The organism is Stenotrophomonas sp. (genome assembly GCF_032056425.1).
GTDB lineage: Bacteria > Pseudomonadota > Gammaproteobacteria > Xanthomonadales > Xanthomonadaceae > Stenotrophomonas.
The window spans coordinates 1-21,087 of sequence record NZ_DAMBCN010000002.1; the positions used below are offsets into that span (position 1 = coordinate 1).

Here is a 21,087-nt window from a genome sequence, read left to right on the forward strand (position 1 = left end):
TGATCCCCCACCTGTCCAACTTCAGGGGGTCACTTCATGGAAGGGTTTACGGCGTGTCCCGCCTACCCACACCGCCCCGCCATCCGACGGAATGCCGGCTGTTGACGTTGCTTCAGTCGAGCATGGCTCGACTCTACAGCAGGTGCAGGGCTGCAAGCCCTGCCGCACAACCTCACCCCAGTACCCACATCCAGGCCGGCAGCGTGAACAGCGACAGCACGATGCCGTACCCCACCAGCGCGGCCGCCAGGCGCGGTGCCAGCCGGTGCGAGATCGCCAGCGCCGCCGCAGTGATCATCGTCGGCATCGCCGATTCCAGTACATTGGCCTGCAGCATCAGACCCTGCATGCCCAGCAGCCAGGACAGCGGCAGGGCCAGCGCCGGCAGCACCAGCAGCTTCAGCAGCAGCCCCACGGCCAGCGGCTTCAGCTCCTCGCGGCGCAGGCGCAGCTGGATCGACAGGCCCACCGCCAGCATCACCAGCGGCAGCATGGCGTCGGCCAACTGCTTCAGTGCGGTGCCGATCCAGGCCGGCGGCTGCGCCGGCATCAGCAACACCGCAAACAGCAAGGCCCACAACGGCGGGAAGCGCGCGATCCGCGCCAGGACCTGGCGCGCCGCAGGCGGGCGGTCGCCGCTGTAGCGGGCCAGCACCAGCAGACCGAATGTCGACAGCAGCAGGAACGTGCCGAACTGGTCGTACACCACCGCATAGGGCAGCGCCGCGTCACCCAGCAGGGCGCGCACCATCGGATAGCCGATGAAACTGGAATTGGCCAGCGCCACGCAGATCAGCAGCACGGCGTGCACATCGCGGGCGAAGCCGAACACCCGCGTGGCCAGGCTCACCAACGCCCAGGTGGCCAGCATCAACAACCAGGGCGTGGCCATCAGCCCCAGCAGGCTGCTGTCCAACTGCAGGCGCGGCACGTAGGTCAGCACCGCGGCGGGCAGGCAGACGTACAGCACCACCTTGTTCAGCGTTTCCGGTGCGCTTTCCGGCAAGGCGCGCAGGCGTGCGAACAGCATGCCCAAGCCCAGCATGGCCAGGATCAGCACGAATGCATCAACGGCCATCAGCGTGCTGCGCCAGAACGCAGGCTGGCAGGGTCAGCCATACCGGCCGATCAGGGCCAGGCCGGCGGCGCGGCGGCCCACGCCTGCTGCACTTCGGCCAGGCTGCTGCGCTCGTCGTCATGCCAGTTCGGCAGCAGTTCGGCAAAGCGGGTGCTGTCGCTCCACTGGGTCGGCTCGGTGCGTACTGCCGCGGCATACCACTTCACCGCTTCCTGCTGCTGGCCGGCACGCCACAGCGCCAGGGCGAAGGTCGGCGGCACCCAGCTTGGGTTGGTGCGCAGGTTGCTGGTGGCCGCCATCCACTGTTCCAGCGCGCCCAGCGGCTGCCCCTGGCGCATCAGGTCCCAACCGTAGTTCCAGCGCACCCCGCGACCGGCAACGCTCTGGGTGGTGGTTTCGGCCAAAGCCTCGCGGTAGAGCTGGTCGCCCAGCTCGGTGCGGCCCAGGCCGATGGCCACCGAAGCGAGCTGCACGCTGGCCTCCAGCGCCTTGCGACCGCGCTCGCGCTGCTTCATCAGCTGCGGCACCAGATCTTCACCGCCCCCCTGCACCACCACCATTGGCGCGGCGGCGGCGTCACTGTCGAAATAGAACTCCTGCGGTGCCGGCAGTGCCGGCGCGGCCCACGCGTTGGCCGCACCCAGGGCCAGCATCGCGCTGGCCAGGACCCTTATTGAAACGGACATCAAACTTCCCCCTGGTTGAAACAACAACCCCCCACCCCCCGATCCTAACCGCAGCGCGGCCACCGATGCGAGTGCCGGGCCACCACGCCCCCACTGTTACAATCCGCGCCTTTCCCGCCCTGCCCCGCGCAGGGCCGGTGCCAGCCGATCCTCACCGGGCCAGCCATGACCAGTACCGCGCAACTCACCTCACCGTCTTCCGCCGACCTGATCGACCGTGATTACACGCTCGACCACAAGTACACCCGCAACGAGGGGCGGATCTACCTGAGTGGCGTGCAGGCGCTGGTACGGCTGCCGCTGATGCAGCGCCTGCGCGATGCTGCCCAAGGCATCGACAGCGCCGGCTTCGTCAGTGGCTACCGCGGCAGCCCGCTGGGCGGCTTCGATCTGGAACTATGGCGCGCGCGCAAGCACCTGGAAGCGGCCAAGGTGAAGTTCACCCCCGGCCTGAACGAGGACCTGGGCGCCACCATGGTGTGGGGCACGCAGCAGACCAATCTGTTCCCCGGCGCCAACGTGCAGGGCGTGTTCGGCATGTGGTACGGCAAGGGCCCGGGCGTGGACCGCTGCGGCGACGTGTTCAAGCACGCCAACGCAGCCGGTACCTCGCGCCATGGCGGCGTGCTGGCCTTGGCCGCCGATGACCATGCCTGCCGCAGCTCGACCCTGCCGCATGGCAGCGAAGACGAATTCGTCAGCGCGATGATGCCGGTGCTGAACCCGGCCGGCGTGCAGGACATCCTGGACATGGGCCTGCTGGGCTGGGCCATGAGCCGCTATACCGGCCGCTGGGTCGGCTTCAAGACCATCGCAGAGACGGTGGAATCGTCGGCGTCGGTCGAGGTCGACCCGCTGGCGCGACGCATCGTGCTGCCGGAAGATTTCGACATGCCCAGCGGCGGCCTCAACATCCGCTGGCCAGACCCGCCGCTGGACCAGGAAATGCGCCTGCACCGCTATGCGGTGAAGGCCGCGCAGGCCTTCGCCCGTGCTAATGGCATCGACAAGGTGGTGATGGATGCGCCGCGCGCGCGGCTGGGCATCGTCACTACCGGCAAAAGCTACCTGGACGTGCTGCAGGCGCTGGAATACCTGGGCCTGGACGAAGCCGCGTGCGCCGACATCGGCATCCGCGTGTACAAGGTCGGCATGACCTGGCCGCTGGAGCCGCAGGGCATCGCCCGCTTCGCGCAGGGCCTGGAAGACATCATCGTGGTGGAGGAGAAGCGTGCCTTCATCGAGCGCCAGATGAAGGAGCAGTTCTTCAACTGGCCGGCCAGCTGGGGCCAGCGCCCGTCCATCGTCGGCAAGTACGACGAGAGCGGCGAATGGATCCTGCCGTCCACCGGCGAACTGACCCCGGCCACCATCGCCGGCGTGATCGGCCGCCGCATCCAGAAGTTCTTCAACAACGAATCGATCGAACAGCGCCTGCAGTGGATGCAGGAGAAGGAAGCCGAGCTTGCGTTGCCGCGCGCCAGCTTCCCGCGCGTGCCGCACTACTGCTCGGGCTGCCCGCACAACACCTCCACCCAGGTGCCGGACGGTTCGCGTGCGCTGGCCGGTATCGGTTGCCATTACATGGTGACCTGGATGGACCGCAGCACCGACACCTTCACCCACATGGGCGGCGAAGGCGTGACTTGGGCCGGGCAGGCGCCGTTCACCGATACACCGCACGTGTTCCAGAACCTGGGCGACGGCACCTACTTCCACAGTGGCTCGCTGGCGATCCGCCAGGCGGTGGCTGCCGGGGTGAACATCACCTACAAGATCCTCTACAACGATGCGGTGGCGATGACCGGCGGCCAGCCGGTGGACGGCCCGTTGAGCGTGCCCGACATCGCCAGGCAGATGCGCGCCGAAGGCATCCACACCATCGTGGTGCTGTCGGACAACATCGGCAAGTGGACCGGCCAGCGCGAACATTTCCCCAGCGACGTGGAGTTCCACGACCGCAGCGAGCTGGATGCCGTGCAGAAGCGCCTGCGCGAAGTGAAGGGTGTTTCGATCCTGATCTACGAACAGACCTGCGCCACTGAAAAGCGCCGCCGCCGCAAGCGCGGCAAGCTGGAGGACCCGCAGAAGCGCGTGCTGATCAATTCGCTGGTCTGCGAAGGCTGCGGCGACTGCGGCAAGAAGAGCTTCTGCGTGTCGGTGCTGCCGAAGGACACCGAGTTCGGGCGCAAGCGCGAGATCGACCAGTCCAACTGCAACAAGGACTATTCGTGCGTGAACGGCTTCTGCCCCAGCTTCGTCACCGTGCACGGTGGCCAGCCGCGCAAGGGCAGCAAGCGCGATGCCTCCACGCTGCTGGACAACCTGCCGGCGCCGACGGTGCTCGGCACGCTGGAAAAGCCCTGGAACATCCTGATCACCGGCGTGGGCGGCACCGGCGTGGTGACCATCGGCGCGCTGCTGGGCATGGCCGGCCACCTTGAAGGCAAGGGCGCAAGCGTGCTCGACCAGACCGGCCTGGCGCAGAAGGGCGGCGCAGTAACCACGCATATCCGCATCGCGCAGCGCCCCGATGACATCCATGCCGTGCGCATTGCCGCGGGCGAGGCCGACCTGGTGCTGGGCTGCGACATGGTGGTGGTGAATGACTACTGGGCACTGTCGAAGGTGCGCGCCGGTCGTTCGCAGGTGGTGCTGAACACTTACGAGGCGATGCCTGGCACCTTCACCACGCGCCCGGACATGCAGTTCCCGGCGGCCGACATCATCGCCGGCGTGCGCGTGGCGCTGGGCGGCCAGGAGCCGCTGCTGCTCGACGCCACCCAGCTGGCTACCGCGCTGCTGGGCGATGCCATCGCCGCCAACCTGTTCATCCTCGGCTACGCGTGGCAGCACGGCCTGGTGCCGCTGTCGTTCGACTCGCTGATGCGTGCGATTGAACTGAACGGCGCGGCCGTGGCGATGAACCAGCAGGCCTTCGCCTGGGGCCGCCTGGCCGTGGTCGACCCGCAGGCCGTGCAGCAGGCCGCTGGCCTGGTGCGCAACCGCCACACCGATACCGAATCCACCCCGGGCCCGCTGCACGCGCTGCCGCCGGGCGAGTGGGAAGGCAACGAATGGGGCGCCACCGCCGCACCGCGCAACACCACCGACGAACGCGAACTGCGCGGCCTGCCCTCGCATGGTGGCGAGGTGGCCTTCCTGCCGCTGGACGACGCGCGGCTGTCGCGTTCGCTGGATGAAATGATCGAGCGCCGCGCTACGTTCCTGGTCGAGTACCAGGACGCCGCCTACGCCAACCGCTACCGCAGCCTGGTCGAGCGCGTGCGCGCGGCCGAAGCCGAGCGCATCGGTGGTTCCACCGCGCTGACCGAGACCGTGGCCCGCTACCTGTTCAAGCTGATGGCGTACAAGGACGAGTACGAAGTGGCCCGCCTGTACACCAGCGGCGATTTCCAGCGGCGCCTGCAGCAGCAGTTCGACGGCGACTACCAACTGCGCTTCCACCTGGCGCCGCCGCTGTTCGCGAAGAAGGATGAGCAGGGCCGCCTGCTGAAGAAGGAGTACGGCCCGTGGATGTTCAAGGCCTTCGGCCTGCTGGCCAGGCTGAAGTTCCTGCGTGGCGGCCGCTTCGATGTGTTCGGCCGCACCGAAGAGCGCCGCATGGAACGCCAGCTGATTGCAGATTACGAGGCGACGGTGCAGATGCTGCTGGACGGGCTGGAAGACGACCGCCTGTCACTGGCGGTGGAGATTGCCAGCGTGCCCGAGCACATCCGCGGCTTCGGCCACGTCAAGGAAGCCCATTTCGCACAGGCCAAGGCGCGGGAAGCGGCGCTGCTGGCGCAGTGGCGCAACCCGAAGGCGCTGCATATCGTGCAGGTGGCCTGACGCGGCAGTTCGTATAGTAAAGACAACCTATAGGTTGCATAACGAGATTGCAATCGATAGGTTGCCTCCCCGGCGAGAAAGCGATAGGTTGCTTATCGTAAAGCAACCTATCCTTTGCGTACGCGTTGGCGTACGGTCATCTTTCCTGAGGGACTGCCGGTATGGACAGGCCGCTGCACACAGTGAGGACAGCCCAACAACTTGCGCCCCTGATGCGTGCTTTCCGGCGTCAAGCCGGCCTGAGCCAGGCTCAATTGGCGGAGCAACTTGGGATCAGCCGCCAGGCAGTGGGCGCGCTGGAACGCGACCCTGCATCGGCAAGCTTTGAACGCCTGATGCGGGTCTGGGCGGTGCTGGGTCTGGAGGTCAGCCTCCAGCAACGAAGTCCCCTGGAGAACACGTCGTCATTGGAGTGGTGAGCCATGGGTACGCTGCAGGTCTGGATGAATGGTGTAGAGGTCGCACTATGGGATGACGTCCGGAACGGGTCATCCCGGTTGTCGTATGTCAGCCAGTGGATCAGCTCGCCCCAGTCCCGACCGTTGTCGCTCTCTCTACCTCTGCTCCCGGATGGCGAGAGCCACCGGGGCAACGTCGTCAACGACTACTTCGATAACCTTCTTCCCGATAATGTCGCCATACGCAACCGGATCCGCGACCGGTTCGCCACGCGCGGCAGCGATACGTTCGATCTTCTTGAAGCCATTGGGCGGGATTGTGTTGGCGCAGTGCAGCTGTTGCCGCCTGCGCATCCACCCGAAGACATCCAGCAGATCACGGGTGAGGTGTTGGACGAAGCAGGTGTCGCTACGATCCTGCGTCAGGTGACGACAGGGAACCTGCCTGGCGCACCCAGCCGTGATGACGCGTTCCGCATTTCCATCGCCGGTGCGCAGGAAAAGACCGGTCTTCTGCTGCATGCTGGCCAATGGTGCATTCCTACCGGCAGCACACCGTCCACGCACATCTTCAAGCTGCCGCTTGGCTTCGTTGGCAACATGCGCGCAGACATGCATCAGTCCGTGGAGAATGAATGGCTGTGCATGCATCTGCTTTCCGCCTTTGATATCCCGGTGGCCGAGACGCAGATGGGTCGCTTCGACGACCAGCGTGCCCTCATTGTCGAGCGGTTTGACCGTCGTCTGTCTGCCGACCGCCGGTGGTGGCTGCGACTGCCACAGGAAGACATGTGCCAGGTCTTTGGTCTGCCCGCTGGCAGAAAGTATGAATCCGATGGCGGCCCCGGCATCGTTCCGATCATGGATCTGCTTCGACAGTCCGAGCACCCCGAGGATCGCGCGATCTTCTTCAAGACGCAGATTCTTTTCTGGATGCTGGCCGCAACCGACGGCCATGCCAAGAATTTCAGTGTCCACCTGGAAGCCGGTGGACGCTTCCGCCTGACGCCCGTCTACGACGTACTGTCGGTATATCCCATCCTCGGCAGGGGACCCAATCAACTCGATCCACGAAACGCACAGCTCGCCATGGCCGTACATGGCAGGAACCGCCACCGGAAACTGCACCTTGTGCGACGCCGGCACTGGAACGAAACCGCGCGCGCCTGCGGTGTTGCCGATGGTGCAGAGCCGTGGATAGAAGCTCTGATTGCAGCCGTCGAACCCGCCATCGAGCGCGTCACCCATCAGCTACCAAGTGATTTCCCAGCGAACGTTTCCGAACCCATTTTCAACGGACTGCGTGCTGCAGCATCTCGACTTTCCAGCATGGCACCCGACGCCTGACTACCCCAACCGCCACAGCAGCAGGCGGTTGTTGGCCGGCATCGCCACCTCGCGCACGCGGGTGAACCCGTTGTCCTCGGCCAGCGTCTGCACGGCTTCCGCGTCGCGGATGCCGCTGTGCGGGTCACGTGCCTTCAGCCAGGCATCGAACTGCGCGTTGCTGTCGCTGGTGTAGCGGCCGCCGTAGTTGAACGGGCCGTAGACCGCCAGCAGCGCACCGTGGCGCAACAGCTGCGGCACTGCGGCGAACAGCGCCTGCACGTGCTCCCAGCCCATGATGTGCAGGGTATTGGCAGTGAATGCCGCATCGAACGTGCTGCCCTCGGGCAGCGTCAGGCCCGGTGCCGGTGGCAGTTCCACCTGCAGCGCCACGGGCGGCAGCAGATTGAGCAGCGCCGCCTCGGCGCGCCAGGCCTCGATGCCGGGCAGGTGGTCCGGGTGGTCGCTCGGCTGCCAGCGCAGCCACGGCCAGCGCTCGGCGAAGAAGGCCGCGTGCTGGCCGGTGCCGCTGCCGATCTCCAGCACCCGATGCCGGTCGCCCATCCATGGGTCGAGCGCGGCCGCGATCGGTTCGCGGTTGCGTTCGCAGGCTTCTGAATACGGCTTGCTCGACATCGGGGCGGGGTCCAGGCGGAGTCGGCCCATTGTGCACGAGGGGGGATTATTGGGCAGGGCTTGCAGCCCTGCACCTGCTCAATGCAACAGCAACAGCAACAGCCTGCATTCCTTGGGTTGGCGGGGTGGGTCCGGTTGAGGGGGACGCTGCAAGTACGTCCATGTAAGCTCGGTCGCCGCATCCATGCGGCTCACGCCCCCTCAACCGGACCCACCCCGCCTTCGACAGTTGACCGCGATCTGTCGGAACGGCACGGGGTCAGATCCGTTGCTACGCAAGGGGATCTGACCCCAGATTTATTTCGATATCTGACAGATGTGTCGACCAAGGTCGACACCTACCCACAGCCGCGTGAACCTGTCGAAGGCGGGGTGGTGTCGGATTGCGGGGTGTCCGCGGCATGGATGCCGCGGCCAAGCCTACAAGGACGTACTTGCGGCGTCCCCGCAATCCGACACCGCCCCGCCCACCCACGGAATGCCGCTCTGGCTCTGGCTCTGGCCGTTGACGTTGACGTTGACGTTGACGTTGCCGTTGCCCCAAGCAGGTGCAGGGCTGCAAGCCCTGCCGAAACCCGCCCCACCCATGACTGCAGTCACTTGCCGCAATGCCCCGCGCTGGCGAAAGTCGGGGAGTGGACGTGATCGGCCTGGCCCGTTGCCAGCCGCACGGAAGTGAGAGAGAGACGCTGTGCAACGACGTGAGTTCCTGGCTTTTTCCGGTCTGGGCCTGGCGGGCCTGGTGCTGCCGCATTCGCGGCTGATCGCGGCCGAGCAGCTGCTCGCACCGGTGGACACCGCCCAGCGCCGGCGCCTGGCCGAGGTCGCCCTCGCCGCCGCGCGTGCGGCCAAGGCCAGCTACTGCGACGTGCGCATCGGTCGCTACCTCAACCAGTCGGTGGTCACCCGCGAACACCAGGTCGGCAACGTGACCAACCGCGAGTCCTCCGGCGTGGGCGTGCGCGTCCTGGTCAACGGCGCTTGGGGCTTTGCCGCCACCCACCAGCAGACCGAGGCGGCCGTGCGCGGCGCGGTCGAGCAGGCCACGGCCATCGCCCGTGCCAACGCCAGCATCCAGACCCGTCCGGTGCAGCTGGCACCGGCGCCGGCGGTCGGTGAGGTGCGCTGGCAGACCCCGGTGCGGAAGAACGCCATGGAAGTGCCGATCCAGGACAAGGTCGAGCTGCTGCTGGCGCTCAACGGTGCCGCGCTCGATGCAGGCGCCGACTTCATCAATTCCACCCTGTTCCTGGTCAACGAGCAGAAGTACTTCGCCTCCAGCGACGGCTCGTTCATCGACCAGGACATCCACCGCATCTGGCTGCCCTTCACCGCCACTGCGATCGACAAGGCCAGCGGCAAGTTCCGCACCCGTGCCGGGTTGTCCTCGCCGATGGGCATGGGCTACGAGTTCCTCGATGGCGATGCGCGCGGCAAGGTGCAGCTGCCCGGCGGCATCACCGCCTACCGCGATTCCTATGACCCGGTGGAGGACGCCATCGCCGCCGCCCGACATGCGCGCGAGAAGCTGAAGGCGCCTTCGGTGAAGCCCGGCAAGTACGACCTGGTGCTGGACCCGTCCAACCTGTTCCTGACCATCCACGAGAACGTCGGCCACCCGCTGGAACTGGACCGCGTGCTGGGCTACGAGGCCAACTACGCCGGCACCAGCTTCGCCACCCTGGACAAGCGCGATGCCGGTTTCCGCTGGGGCAGCGACCTCGTCACCTTCTTCGCCGACAAGACCCAGCCGGGCAGCCTCGGTGCGGTCGGCTACGACGACGAAGGAGTGAAGACCCAGCGCTGGGACCTGGTGCGCGATGGCGTGCTGGTCGACTACCAGGCCACCCGCGACGAAGCCCACATTCTGGGCCGCGACGCCTCGCATGGCTGCAGCTATGCCGATTCGTGGTCCAGCGTGCAGTTCCAGCGCATGGCCAACGTCTCGCTGGCGCCGGGCAAGGCGCCGCTGAGCGTGGACGACATGATCAAGGACGTGGAGAACGGCATCTGGATCCACGGCCGCGGCTCCTATTCCATCGACCAACAGCGCTACAACGCGCAGTTCGGCGGCCAGCTGTACTACCAGATCAAGGACGGCAGGATCGCCGGCATGGTCGAGGATGCGGCCTACCAGATCCGCACACCGGAATTCTGGAACGCCTGCACCGCCATCTGCGATGAACGCGATTTCCGCCTTGGCGGTTCCTTCTTCGACGGCAAGGGCCAGCCCGCGCAGGTTTCGGCGGTCTCGCACGGGTCGTCCACCACCCGCTTCAACGGCATCAACATCATCAACACCGCGCGCAGTCTCGGCGCCTGAGTCGTCCCATCCTTCGACGTGGAGAGCTGCCTTGCAGAGACGTGACTTCCTCGCCCTGACCGGGCTTACCGCGGGCGGCCTGATCGTGCCGTCGTTCTTCGGCAAGGCGATCGCCGCCGAGCAGCTGCAGTCCAGCCTCGACCTGGGGCTGAAGAAACGCCTGGCCGATGCCGCACTGCAGGCCGCCCGCAGCGCCGGCGCCACCTACTGCGATGTGCGCATCGGCCGCTACCTGCGGCAGTTCGTGATCACCCGCGAGGACAAGGTGCAGAACGTGGTGAACACCGAGTCCACCGGTGTGGGCATCCGCGTGATCGTCAACGGCGCCTGGGGCTTCGCCGCCACCAATGCGCTGGGTACCGCCGACGTGGCCCGCGCCGCGCAGCAGGCCGCTGCCATCGCCAAGGCCAACGCCGGCGTGCAGACCGCGCCGGTGCAGCTGGCCAAGGCGCCGGGCGTGGGTGAAGTGAGCTGGCGCACGCCGATCCGCAAGAACGCCATGGACGTGCCGATCAAGGAAAAGGTCGACCTGCTGCTGGACGTCAACGCGGCCGCGATGGGCGCCGGTGCCAGCTTCGTCAACTCGATGCTGTTCCTGGTCAACGAGCAGAAGTACTTCGCCTCCACCGATGGTTCCTACATCGACCAGGACGTGCACCGCATCTGGGCACCGATGACGGTCACCGCCATCGACAAGGCCAGCGGCAAGTTCCGCACCCGCGAAGGCCTGTCCGCGCCGATGGGCCTGGGCTACGAGTATCTGGACGGCGCCGCCGCCGGCAAGGTGCTCACCCCCAACGGCGTGGTGAACTACGGCTCCTCCTACGACATGAAGGAAGACGCCATCGCTGCGGCCAGGCAGGCGCAGGAGAAGCTGAAGGCACCGTCGGTGAAGCCCGGCAAGTACGACCTGATCCTCGATCCGTCGCACACCTGGCTGACCATCCACGAGTCGATCGGCCATCCGCTCGAACTCGACCGCGTACTTGGCTACGAAGCCAACTACGCCGGCACCAGCTTCGCCACCCTGGACAAGCGCGAACAGCACTTCCAGTACGGCAGCGAGCAGGTGAACATCTTCGCCGACAAGACCCAGCCGGGCAGCCTCGGCGCCGTGGCGTACGACGATGAAGGCGTGAAGTGCAAGCGCTGGGACCTGATCAGCAACGGCAAGCTGGTGGACTACCAGACCATCCGCGACCAGGCCCACATCCTCGGCAAAACCGAGTCCGATGGCTGCTGCTACGCCGATTCCTGGTCCAGCGTGCAGTTCCAGCGCATGGCCAACGTGTCGATGGCGCCGGGCAAGACCCCGCTCAGCGTTCCGGACATGATCAAGGACGTCGAGAACGGCATCTACATCATCGGCGACGGCTCGTTCTCCATCGACCAGCAGCGCTACAACGCGCAGTTCGGTGGCCAGCTGTTCTACGAGATCAAGAACGGGCAGATCACCCGCATGCTGGAAGACGTGGCGTACCAGATCCGCACGCCGGAGTTCTGGAACGCCTGCACCGCCGTGGCCGACGAACGCGACTACCGTCTGGGCGGTTCGTTCTTCGACGGCAAGGGCCAGCCCGGCCAGGTTTCGGCGGTCTCGCACGGGTCGTCCACCGCGCGCTTCAACGGCATCAACGTCATCAACACCGCACGCAGCCTCGGCTGACCGGTCAGGAGCCCTTACACCATGAGTATCTTCACCGAAGCCCAGGCCAAGGCCATCCTCGACAAGGTCATCGCCCTGTCCAAGGCCGATGAGTGCAGCGCCGTACTGGTTGGTTCGCTCAACGGCAACATCCGTTTCGCACTGAACAACGTGTCCACCAGCGGCATTGTCGACAACACCGAACTGGCCGTCACCGTGGCCTTCGGCAAGCGCGTGGGCACCGCTTCGATCAACGAGTTCGACGATGCCGCGCTGGAACGGGTGGTGCGCCGCGCCGAAGACCTGGCCCGCCTGGCCCCGGAAAACCCGGAATTCATGCCCGCCATCGGCAAGCAGAGCTATCGCCCCAGCCCGACCTTCAGCGAATCCACCGCAGCCATCGACCCGGCATTCCGGGCCAAGGTCGCGGCCGATTCGATCGCCCCGTGCCGCGGCAACGGCCTGATCGCCGCCGGCTTCCTGGAAGATGGCCAGGGCTTCTATGCCACCGCCAACAGCAATGGCAACTTCGGCTACCAGCGCACCACCAGCTTCGACTACACCTGCACCGTGCGCACTGAAGACGGCCGCGGTTCGGGCTGGGTCGGCCGCAACCTGAAGGACGCCGCCGACTTCAAGGCCGAGCAGGACATCCGCATCGCCATGCGCAAGGCCACCGAATCGGCCGAGGCCAAGGCGCTGGAACCGGGCAAGTACACGGTCATCCTGGAACCAGCCGCCGCTGCGGGCCTGATCAGCTTCATGATGAATTTCTTCAGCGCCCGCTCGGCCGACGAAGGCCGCAGCTTCCTGTCCAGGAAGGGCGGCGGCAACAAGCTGGGCGAGCAGGTGTACGACCCGCGCGTGAGCATGTACGCCGACCCGTGGCACCCGGAAGCGCCGGTGCTGCCGTGGGATGGCGAAGGCATGCCGCGCGAGCGCATGGCCATCATCGAGAACGGCAAGGTGGCCAACCTGGACTACTCGCGCTTCTGGGCACAGAAGCAGGGCAAGACCGCCAAGGCCACGCCGGGCAACCTGCTGATGAGCGGTGGCGACAAGAGCACCGCCGATCTGGTGCGCGGCACCCAGAAGGGCATCCTGGTCACCCGCACCTGGTACATCCGCATGGTCGATCCGCAGACCGTGCTGCTGACCGGCCTGACCCGCGACGGCACCTTCTACATCGAGAACGGCCAGATCAAGCACCCGGTGAAGAACTTCCGCTTCAACGAATCGCCGGTGATCATGCTCAACAACATCGAAGAGCTGGGCAAGCCGGTGCGCGTGGCCGGTGATGAATCCAGCTACGTGATGATGATCCCGCCGATGAAGCTGCGCGATTTCACCTTCACCTCGCTGTCCGACGCGGTCTGATGGATCGGCGGGCCTGCCTGCGCTGGTTGGCCGCTGCCGCTTCGGCGGCGGCGCTGCCGGCCTTCGCGCAGGCAGGCCCGCGCAGTTCGCGCTACGACTTCTGGTTCACCCGCCTGCAGTACGACTCCGGCGATTGGGACGTGGACGCGCGCATGCCGTCCAACCTCATCACCTCGCTGATCGACTACACCTCGCTGCGCGTGGACCCCCAGGAACACGTGGTGGCCCTGGCCGATCCGCGCATGCTGGAAGCCCCCTTCTGCTACCTGGCCGGGCACACGCTGGTCGAGTTCAACGCCGCCGAGCGGCAGAACTTCGTGCGCTACGTGCGCAACGGCGGCTTCGTCTTCGTCGATGACTGCAACCATGACATCGACGGCCTGTTCGCCACCTCGTTCGAGGCGCAGATGGGTCGCCTGTTCGGGCCGAAAGCACTGCAGAAGCTTCCCAACAGCCACGCCCTGTACCGCAGTTTCTTCCGCTTTCCCGAAGGCCCGCCCGCGACCAGTTTCGAACTGAACGGCTGGGGCGACGACCTGGTGCATGACTACCTGAAGGGCATCGAGGTCGATGGCCGCCTGGGCCTGCTCTACAGCAACAAGGATTACGGCTGCGAGTGGGACTACGACTGGCGCAACAAGCGCTTCCTGGCCGAAGACAACACCCGCTTCGGCGTCAACATCGTGATGTACGCGCTGAACAACTGAACGGACCACCGCCATGACCTCCCTCGATCTCGATTCCCTGCTGCCGCGCCTGGATGGGCTGCGCAGCGCCCTGGCCCGCGCCGTGGTCGGCCAGCACACGGTGGTCGAGCAGCTGCTGATCGGCCTGCTGGCCGGTGGCCACTGCCTGCTGGAAGGTGCGCCCGGCCTGGGCAAGACCCTGCTGGTGCGTTCGCTGGGGCAGGCACTGGAGCTGCAGTTCCGGCGCGTGCAGTTCACCCCCGACCTGATGCCCAGCGACATCCTCGGCACCGAGCTGCTGGAAGAAGACCACGGCACCGGCCATCGTCATTTCCGCTTCCAGCAGGGCCCAGTCTTCACGAATCTGCTGCTGGCCGACGAGCTCAACCGCACCCCGCCCAAGACCCAGGCCGCGCTGCTGGAAGCCATGCAGGAACGCACGGTCAGTTACGCGGGAACGACCTATGCGCTGCCCGCGCCGTTCTTCGTGCTGGCCACGCAGAACCCGATCGAGCAGGCCGGCACCTACCCGCTGCCCGAAGCACAGCTGGACCGCTTCCTGCTGCACGTGCTGGTGGACTACCCCAGCGAAGACGAAGAGCGCCGCATCATCGAACAGACCACCGGCGGTGCCACTGAAGCGGTGCCGAAGGTGATGGACGCCGAAGCGGTGATCGCCCTGCAGGCTGCGGTGCGCCAGGTGCATGTCAGCCCCGATGTGCTGGCCTGGATCACCCGCTTGGTGCGCGCCAGCCGCCCTGGCGAAGACGCACCGACCGCCATCAACCAGTGGGTGAAGTGGGGCGCCGGCCCGCGTGCCGGGCAGTCGCTGGTGCTGGCCGCCAAGGCGCGCGCACTGCTGCAGGGCCGCTTCGCCGCGACCCGCGAGGATGTGCAGGCGCTGGCCGCGCCGGTGATGCGCCATCGCCTGCTGCTGTCCTTCGCCGCCGAAGCCGAACAGAAGCGCGCCGACGACGTGGTCGCGGCGCTGCTGCAGACCGTGCCCTTCCCGGGTTGAAGCACGCGTGAGCACCGGTACACCGCTGACCCTGCCACCGGAACTGCGTGCGCGCCTGCGCACGCTGCGCCTGCGGCCGCGCCTGGCCAGTGGCGCCAGCGGCATCGGCCAGCACGCCAGCCGCAGCCGCGGTGCCGGCCTGGAATTCGCCCAGTACCGCGCCTACGAGCCCGGCGACGAACTGCGCCAGATCGACTGGAAGCTGTACGCGCGCTCGGACCGCTTCTTCGTGCGCGAATCCGAGCGCGAAAGCCCGATCACCATCTGGCTGCTGCTCGATGCCACCGCCTCGGCCAGCCAGGCCGACCGCGCCGCGCCGCAGCGCACGCGCTTGGACCACATGCGCGGGCTGGCCGCCTGCGTCGTCGAACTGGCCCTGCAGCAGGGCGATCGTTTCGGCCTGCTGGCGATCAACGGCGATGGCATGCAGCTGGTACCGGCCGGCAACGGCGCGCGCCAGCGTGACCGCGTACACCTGCAGCTGCATGCTCTGCAGGCGCGCGGTGGCTGGCCAGCCGCCGACCGCCTGCGCCCGCTGTGGGAACGCGTGCGCCCGGGCGATCTGCTGCTGGCCCTCGGCGATGGCTTCGATGAAGCCGGCATCGTGCTGCTGGAACACCTGGCCAGCGCGCGCCGCGAGGTGATGCTGCTGCAGGTACTGACCGCCGACGAGCGCGATTTTCCGTTCGATGCGGGGCATCGCTTCCGCGATCCGGAGACCGGCGAGGAACTGCTGGGCGATGGTGCCGCGATCCGCGCCGACTACCTGCAGCGCTTCGCCGCCGCACACAGCGCGCTGCAGGCACGCCTGCAGGCCAGCGGCATCGCCAGCGCCACCGGTTGGCTCGACCAGCCGCTGGACCAACCGTTGCAGGCGCTGTTCGGCCGCGGGGGCGGCGCATGAACCTGCTGTTCCCACTGGGCCTGGCCGCACTGGCCGCGTGGCTGCTGCCACTTCTGATCCACCTGGCCCGGCGCCATCCATACACGCCGCTGGATTTCGCCGCACTGCGCTGGCTGCGCGCACAGATCCGCCCACGCCAGCGCATCCGCTTCGATGATTGGCCACTACTGCTGGTGCGCCTGCTGCTGCTGGCCGCACTGGCGCTGCTGCTGGCGCGCCCAGCGCTGACCGGCAGCGCAGCACCGCCCAGCGCGTGGACCGTGGTCGCGCCCGGACTGGACGCCCGCGCACTGCGCGGAACCGGCGAAAAGGGCAACTGGCACTGGCTGGCGCCCGGCTTCCCGACCGTCGAGCAACCCGCACCCACGACATCTGCACCGCTTGCGAGCCTGCTGCGCGAACTTGATGCGCAGCTGCCCGCCGGCACCGCGCTGACCGTGCATGTGCCCGACCCGCTGCCTGGCCTCGATGGCGCACGCCTGCAGCTGTCGCGTCCTGTGCAGTGGCAGGCGCATGCGATGACCCTCGCCAGCGCGCAGGCCACAGTGGCCCCGCCACGCCTGCGCGTGCAGGCCGAGGCACCGGCCAGCGCGCGGCACTGGATCGGCGCCCTGCAGCGTGCGTGGAGCGCCCAGCCCGCCGCCGCCGACCTGCCTGCCGACGCGCTCCCCGCACGCGGCGAGATTGGGGTGTGGGGCCGTAGCGATGCACTGCCGGCCGCATGGCAGGCCTGGCTGCGCGACGGTGGCAGCGTGATGACGGCGGCCAAGCCTGATACTGCCGCCCGTGTGGTGCTGCGCAGTGCCGAAGGCGCACCGCTGCTGTGGCAGCAGCGCGTCGGCCAGGGCCGCCTGCTGTCACTGCCTGGCGAATGGAACGCCACCCACAACGGCGCGCTGCGTGATGCCCGCTTGCCGCAGGCCCTGCTGCTGGCCCTGCAACCGCCAGCGGCACCGCGCCTGGGCGATGCGCGGGATCAGGCGCCGCAGCAGGCGATGCTGCCCGTGACCGTCGCCGCGCCACGCGAGCTGACACCGTGGCTGCTGCTGGCCATCGTGCTGCTGTTCGCGCTGGAACGCGGGATGGCCAGCCGCGCAGCGCGGAGGCCGGCATGAACGCCTTGCAGCGCAGCTGGCAGCGCGCACGTCGCCGCCGCGCCGGCATCACCGTGCTGCTTGGCCTGCCGTGGGCGCTGGCCGCCACCGCGCTGACCCTGCGCCTGGCCGGCTTCGATGCCGCCTGCGTGGTCGGCACGCTGGCCCTGCTTGCCTGCGCCGGCGTGGCTGTCGCGCGGGCAAGGCAGTTGGACCGGCGCTGGCTGCAGCGCCAGCTCGATGGCAGCGGCCGCAGCGAGGACAGCGCCGATCTGCTGTTCGCCGATGTCGCCCGCCTCAACCCGTTGCAGCAGCGCCAGCGCGCGCATGTGCTGGCCACGCTGGAACGCACGATGCCGGACCTGCGCCCGCGATGGCCGCGCGCCGCACTGGCGCTGTGCTGGATCGGCGGTCTGGCCATCGCCCTGCTCGCGCTGGGCTGGCCACGCGGCGCGGGCGTCGCCGCAGGCATAGCTGCCACGGCAACGGCGCCCACGGCGGCGGTCGGTCCGCTGCAGCTGCAGTCCAGCCGCCTGCAGATCGATGCACCGGCATACACAGGCCAGGCCACGCTCACCCAGAACGCACTGGACGCCAAGGTGGCCGCCGGCAGCCGGCTGTCGTGGTCGCTGCGTTTTGACCGCACGCCCAGCAAGGCATGGCTGCAGTTCCACGACGGGCGACGGCTGCCGCTGCGCGAACACAGTGGCCAATGGCAGGCGCAGGACGTAGCCCGCGCGCCGGTGCTGTACCGCGTGGTCAGCGAGCCCGCCCTGGCCAGCACCCGCCTGTACCGGCTGGATGTGGTGGCCGACCGCGCACCCAGCGTGCGCGTGCTGGAACCGGCCGCGAGCCTGGTGCTGGGCACGCCGGGACAGCGGCAGTGGGCGCTGCGCTTCGAGGCCAGCGATGACTACGGCGTGGCCGCGCAGGCAACGCTGTCGATCACCACCACCCAGGGCAGCGGCGAGAACATCACCTTCGTCCAGCGCAGCGTCACCCTCACCGGCAGCGGCGAACCCACCGCGCGACGCTTCGCCCACACGCTCGATCTGGCGGCACTTGGCGCGCAGCCCGGCAACGATGTGATCGCCCAGCTGGAAGTACGCGACAACCATGCCCCCAGCGCGCAGACCGGGCGCAGCAACAGCGTGATCCTGCGCCTCCCCACCACTGAAGTCGCGCTCGGTGCCGAACTGGAAGGCCGCATCAAGAAGACCCTGCCGGCGTATTTCCGCAGCCAGCGGCAGATCATCATCGACGCCGAAGCGCTGATCCGCCAACGCCGCAGCCTGGCCGCCGATGACTTCATCAAGCGCAGCGATGCCATCGGCGTCGACCAGCGCATCCTGCGCCTGCGCTACGGCCAGTTCCTCGGCGAGGAAAGCGAAGGTGGAGCGAAGCCGCCGCCGACCAGCGACCTGCCCACCAGCGATGCACCCACGGCGGACACGCACGATCACGACGACGACCACGGACGTGCGCAGGCAGGCGCGCATGATGACCACGATCATGATCACGGCGGTACCGCCGCCGGCGCCGACATGCCACCGGTGTTCGGCAGCGCCACCGATGTGCTGTCCGAGTACGGCCACACCCACGACCACGCCGAGGCCGCCACCCTGCTCGACCCACAGACCCGCGCCACGCTGAAGGCCGCGCTGGACCAGATGTGGTCGTCCGAGGGTGAGCTGCGCCAGGGCCGCCCGCAGCAGGCGCTGCCGTTCGCCTACAAGGCGCTGGCCTTCATCAAGCAGGTACAGCAGGCCGAGCGCATCTACCTGGCCCGCGTCGGCCCGGAACTGCCGCCGATCGACGAGGGCCGACGCCTGGGCGGCGACCGCGCCGGACTGGCCAGCCGCGAGCTGCCGCTGGCCGCACGCACGCCGCCGGACCCGGCCATCGTCGAAGCCTGGCAGCGGCTGGGCGACGGTGATGGCAGGCCTGACCTGGACGCTTTGGCCACGTGGCAGCAGCGCAACGCCGCCTTCCTGCCCGACGCCCTCGATCTGGCCGCCGCCATTGAGCAGCTACGCATCGAACCGGACTGCAGCGACTGCCGCCAGCGCCTGCGCGCACAGCTGTGGCGCGCCCTGCAACGTCCGTTGCCGCAGGTGATGCGGCGCACGGCCACCGATGCGATGGGCCAGCGTTACCTCGATGCGCTGGAGGGGCAACCATGAATGCCACTGCACTGAACCTGTGGCTGGCCGTGGCCCTGGCGGTCATCGTCATCCTCGCCAGCGTCGTGCAACTGCGTGCGCCGACCGCCCATCGCGGCCGGCGCGCGGCACGGCTGGCGCTGCAGGCCATCGCCGCCGTGCTGCTGTACTTCTACCTGCTGCCACCCAGCCAGCAGCTGCCTGCGGGCGGCCTGGTCGTGCTCACTGCCGATGCGGCCACGGCCGGTGCGTTGCCGGCCAGCGAAGGCCCGCTGCTGCTGTTGCCAGAGGCGGCGGATGTGCCAGGCGGCCAGCGCGTGCCTGATCTGACCACGGCGCTGCGCCAGCACCCGGCCTCCACGTTGACCCTGGTCGGCGCCGGCCTGGCCGCGCGTGACCGCGACGCCGAGTTGCCGGCGAACCTGCGCTGGCAGTCGTCGCCCGCGCCGCGTGGCTGGATCGCGCTGCAGCCACCGGCTGACGCCGCACCCGGTGCGCGCTTCGAGGTGCGTGCGCAGACACACGGTGTCACCGCGGGCCGCGCCGAACTGCTGGACCCGGCCGACACCGTGGTTGATCGCGTGGACGTGGCCGCCGATGGCCGCGTGCAGCTCAGCGGCATCGCCCGCGCACCGGGCCGCAGCGTGTTCCAGCTGCGCCTGCTCGATGCCGACGGCCATGTGGTGGACAGCGTCCCGGTGCCGCAGCAGACCCTGCCGGCCGCACCGCTGCGCTTGCTGGTGCGTGCCAGCGCGCCCGGGCCGGAACTGAAGTACCTGCGGCGCTGGGCCACTGACGCCGGCCTGCGCGTGCAGGTGCAGGCCGACACCGGCGCCGGGCTCAGCGTGGGCGATGGCGCGGTTGCGCTGGATGCGGCCGCACTGGCGCGCAGCGACGTGCTGGTGCTGGACGAACGCAGTGTGGCGGCGTTGAGCGCGGGGCAACTGGCAGCGGTGCGCCAGGCACTGCGCGATGGCCTCGGCGTGCTCGTGCGCAGCGCGGGCGCTCCATCGGCCAGCGCGCGGCAGCGCCTGCGTGATCTCGGCCTGCCGCTGCAGGGCGATGGCAGCAGCCATGCCATCGAACTGCCTGGCGACGGCGAGAGCGCGATGCTCGCGGCACGGCGCGGCCCGCTGGACTCGGCCACCCTGCCCACCGCCGATGGCGAAGCGGCGGACCGCAGCTCGCACAGCGCCTCCCTGCCCTCGCTGGAGGCGCTGGCGCTGCAGGTCAATGACGGCAGCGCCCTGCTGCACGACACCGCAGGCCAGGCCCTCGGTGGCTGGCGCAGCGTCGGCAAGGGCCGCATCGGTCTGCTGCCGGTCACCGACAGCTGGCGATGGGTGCTGGCCGGCCGCGATGATCGCCACGGCGAACTGTGGAGCGGTGTGGTCGGTACGCTGGCACGCGCGCAGGCCGGCACGGACACGCTGTGGTCACCGCAGGCGCAGGCCTGGCTGGGCGAGCGTGTCGCGCTGTGTGGCGTGCAGGCGCCGCTGCAGTCATTCGACGCGAAAGGCAGAAGCGTGCCGCTGGTGATCGATGCCACGACCTCCTCGATGCGCTGCGCCGGCTGGTGGCCGCAGGCCGCTGGCTGGCAGCGGCTGCAGCATGGCGACACCACCGTCTGGCGCTACGTGTTCGATGCGAAAGAGACCGCACCTCTGCACCGCCACGCGATGATCGACGCAACGACGCAGGCATTGGCAGCGGCTACGCCTGCGAGTGCCGCAGCGATGCAACCGGTGCCTGGTACGCGCTGGCCTTGGTGGCTGGCGTTCGTGCTGTGCGCATCACTGTTGTGGTGGCTTGAACGGCGGCGCTGAGCGCGGGGTCGGATCCCTTTCGCTCGCGAAAGGGCTCTGACCCCATCCATGAAGCATCCACGCATGGCGTGGATCT

15 protein-coding genes are annotated in these 21,087 nt (G+C 68.1%); 12 read left to right on the top strand and 3 right to left on the bottom strand.

Annotated elements, in window-relative coordinates; translation table 11 throughout:
* Nucleotides 1–172: 172 nt before the first annotated feature.
* Both RTY46_RS01540 and RTY46_RS01545 read right to left on the bottom strand, forming a co-directional pair.
* Entirely contained in the window at nucleotides 173–1,078 is a 906-nt protein-coding gene (locus RTY46_RS01540; protein ID WP_312706345.1) for an AEC family transporter, read from the bottom strand.
* A 50-nt stretch (nucleotides 1,079–1,128) separates the two neighbouring features.
* The gene (locus RTY46_RS01545; RefSeq protein ID WP_312706346.1) at nucleotides 1,129–1,764 is read right to left on the bottom strand and encodes a tetratricopeptide repeat protein; all 636 of its coding nucleotides are present in this window, start codon (nucleotides 1,762–1,764) and stop codon (nucleotides 1,129–1,131) included.
* 165 nt (nucleotides 1,765–1,929) lie between these two features.
* Between RTY46_RS01545 and RTY46_RS01550 the strand changes: the two genes are divergently transcribed.
* The 3 genes from RTY46_RS01550 (at nucleotide 1,930) to RTY46_RS01560 (ending at nucleotide 7,361) form a co-directional block, all read left to right on the top strand.
* On the top strand, nucleotides 1,930–5,616 hold the full coding sequence (locus RTY46_RS01550; RefSeq protein WP_312706347.1) for an indolepyruvate ferredoxin oxidoreductase family protein: 3,687 nt from the start codon (nucleotides 1,930–1,932) through the stop codon (nucleotides 5,614–5,616).
* Nucleotides 5,617–5,777: 161 nt separating this feature from the next.
* Nucleotides 5,778–6,035: a helix-turn-helix transcriptional regulator gene (locus RTY46_RS01555; protein WP_312706348.1), complete on the top strand. Its 258-nt coding sequence runs from the start codon at nucleotides 5,778–5,780 to the stop codon at nucleotides 6,033–6,035.
* Nucleotides 6,036–6,038: 3 nt separating this feature from the next.
* On the top strand, nucleotides 6,039–7,361 hold the full coding sequence (locus RTY46_RS01560; RefSeq protein ID WP_312706349.1) for a type II toxin-antitoxin system HipA family toxin: 1,323 nt from the start codon (nucleotides 6,039–6,041) through the stop codon (nucleotides 7,359–7,361).
* Here RTY46_RS01560 and RTY46_RS01565 read toward each other — a convergent pair whose 3' ends face one another.
* Nucleotides 7,362–7,976, bottom strand: coding sequence for a DUF938 domain-containing protein (locus tag RTY46_RS01565; protein ID WP_312706350.1), 615 nt, complete (start codon nucleotides 7,974–7,976; stop codon nucleotides 7,362–7,364). It lies immediately after the preceding gene.
* A gap of 691 nt (nucleotides 7,977–8,667) precedes the next feature.
* Between RTY46_RS01565 and RTY46_RS01570 the strand changes: the two genes are divergently transcribed.
* The 9 genes from RTY46_RS01570 to RTY46_RS01610 are packed head-to-tail and all read left to right on the top strand — an operon-like array spanning nucleotide 8,668 to nucleotide 21,011.
* Entirely contained in the window at nucleotides 8,668–10,299 is a 1,632-nt protein-coding gene (locus RTY46_RS01570) for a TldD/PmbA family protein (protein WP_312706351.1), read from the top strand.
* 31 nt (nucleotides 10,300–10,330) lie between these two features.
* Nucleotides 10,331–11,965 carry a TldD/PmbA family protein gene (locus RTY46_RS01575; RefSeq protein ID WP_312706352.1) on the top strand — a complete coding sequence of 545 codons (1,635 nt, stop codon included), beginning with the start codon at nucleotides 10,331–10,333 and terminating at the stop codon, nucleotides 11,963–11,965.
* A gap of 21 nt (nucleotides 11,966–11,986) precedes the next feature.
* The gene (locus RTY46_RS01580) at nucleotides 11,987–13,321 is read left to right on the top strand and encodes a TldD/PmbA family protein (RefSeq protein ID WP_312706353.1); all 1,335 of its coding nucleotides are present in this window, start codon (nucleotides 11,987–11,989) and stop codon (nucleotides 13,319–13,321) included.
* Nucleotides 13,321–14,028, top strand: a complete 708-nt coding sequence (locus tag RTY46_RS01585) for a DUF4159 domain-containing protein (RefSeq protein WP_312706354.1) — start codon at nucleotides 13,321–13,323, stop codon at nucleotides 14,026–14,028. The genes RTY46_RS01580 and RTY46_RS01585 overlap by 1 nt, the downstream gene beginning before the upstream one ends.
* Before the next feature lie 13 nt (nucleotides 14,029–14,041).
* Nucleotides 14,042–15,025, top strand: coding sequence for a MoxR family ATPase (locus RTY46_RS01590; RefSeq protein WP_312706355.1), 984 nt, complete (start codon nucleotides 14,042–14,044; stop codon nucleotides 15,023–15,025).
* A gap of 7 nt (nucleotides 15,026–15,032) precedes the next feature.
* Nucleotides 15,033–15,929: a DUF58 domain-containing protein gene (locus tag RTY46_RS01595; protein ID WP_312706356.1), complete on the top strand. Its 897-nt coding sequence runs from the start codon at nucleotides 15,033–15,035 to the stop codon at nucleotides 15,927–15,929.
* Nucleotides 15,926–17,044, top strand: a complete 1,119-nt coding sequence (locus tag RTY46_RS01600) for a BatA domain-containing protein (protein ID WP_312706357.1) — start codon at nucleotides 15,926–15,928, stop codon at nucleotides 17,042–17,044. Before RTY46_RS01595 ends, RTY46_RS01600 begins: the two co-directional genes overlap by 4 nt.
* Nucleotides 17,041–19,206 (top strand): hypothetical protein, encoded by a 2,166-nt coding sequence (locus tag RTY46_RS01605; RefSeq protein WP_312706358.1) that lies wholly within the window; start codon nucleotides 17,041–17,043, stop codon nucleotides 19,204–19,206. The genes RTY46_RS01600 and RTY46_RS01605 overlap by 4 nt, the downstream gene beginning before the upstream one ends.
* On the top strand, nucleotides 19,203–21,011 hold the full coding sequence (locus tag RTY46_RS01610) for a hypothetical protein (protein WP_312706359.1): 1,809 nt from the start codon (nucleotides 19,203–19,205) through the stop codon (nucleotides 21,009–21,011). The genes RTY46_RS01605 and RTY46_RS01610 overlap by 4 nt, the downstream gene beginning before the upstream one ends.
* The last annotated feature ends 76 nt before the right edge of the window (nucleotides 21,012–21,087 follow it).

Bases quoted from the DNA above. Each gene is read 5' to 3' on its own strand.
- RTY46_RS01580 (WP_312706353.1), top strand. From the start codon at position 11,987: ATGAGTATCTTCACCGAAGCCCAGGCCAAGGCCATCCTCGACAAGGTC.
- RTY46_RS01560 (WP_312706349.1), top strand. From the start codon at position 6,039: ATGGGTACGCTGCAGGTCTGGATGAATGGTGTAGAGGTCGCACTATGG.
- RTY46_RS01545 (WP_312706346.1), bottom strand. From the start codon at position 1,764: ATGTCCGTTTCAATAAGGGTCCTGGCCAGCGCGATGCTGGCCCTGGGT.
- RTY46_RS01610 (WP_312706359.1), top strand. From the start codon at position 19,203: ATGAATGCCACTGCACTGAACCTGTGGCTGGCCGTGGCCCTGGCGGTC.
- RTY46_RS01605 (WP_312706358.1), top strand. From the start codon at position 17,041: ATGAACGCCTTGCAGCGCAGCTGGCAGCGCGCACGTCGCCGCCGCGCC.
- RTY46_RS01565 (WP_312706350.1), bottom strand. From the start codon at position 7,976: ATGTCGAGCAAGCCGTATTCAGAAGCCTGCGAACGCAACCGCGAACCG.
- RTY46_RS01550 (WP_312706347.1), top strand. From the start codon at position 1,930: ATGACCAGTACCGCGCAACTCACCTCACCGTCTTCCGCCGACCTGATC.
- RTY46_RS01585 (WP_312706354.1), top strand. From the start codon at position 13,321: ATGGATCGGCGGGCCTGCCTGCGCTGGTTGGCCGCTGCCGCTTCGGCG.
- RTY46_RS01555 (WP_312706348.1), top strand. From the start codon at position 5,778: ATGGACAGGCCGCTGCACACAGTGAGGACAGCCCAACAACTTGCGCCC.
- RTY46_RS01600 (WP_312706357.1), top strand. From the start codon at position 15,926: ATGAACCTGCTGTTCCCACTGGGCCTGGCCGCACTGGCCGCGTGGCTG.
- RTY46_RS01590 (WP_312706355.1), top strand. From the start codon at position 14,042: ATGACCTCCCTCGATCTCGATTCCCTGCTGCCGCGCCTGGATGGGCTG.
- RTY46_RS01540 (WP_312706345.1), bottom strand. From the start codon at position 1,078: ATGGCCGTTGATGCATTCGTGCTGATCCTGGCCATGCTGGGCTTGGGC.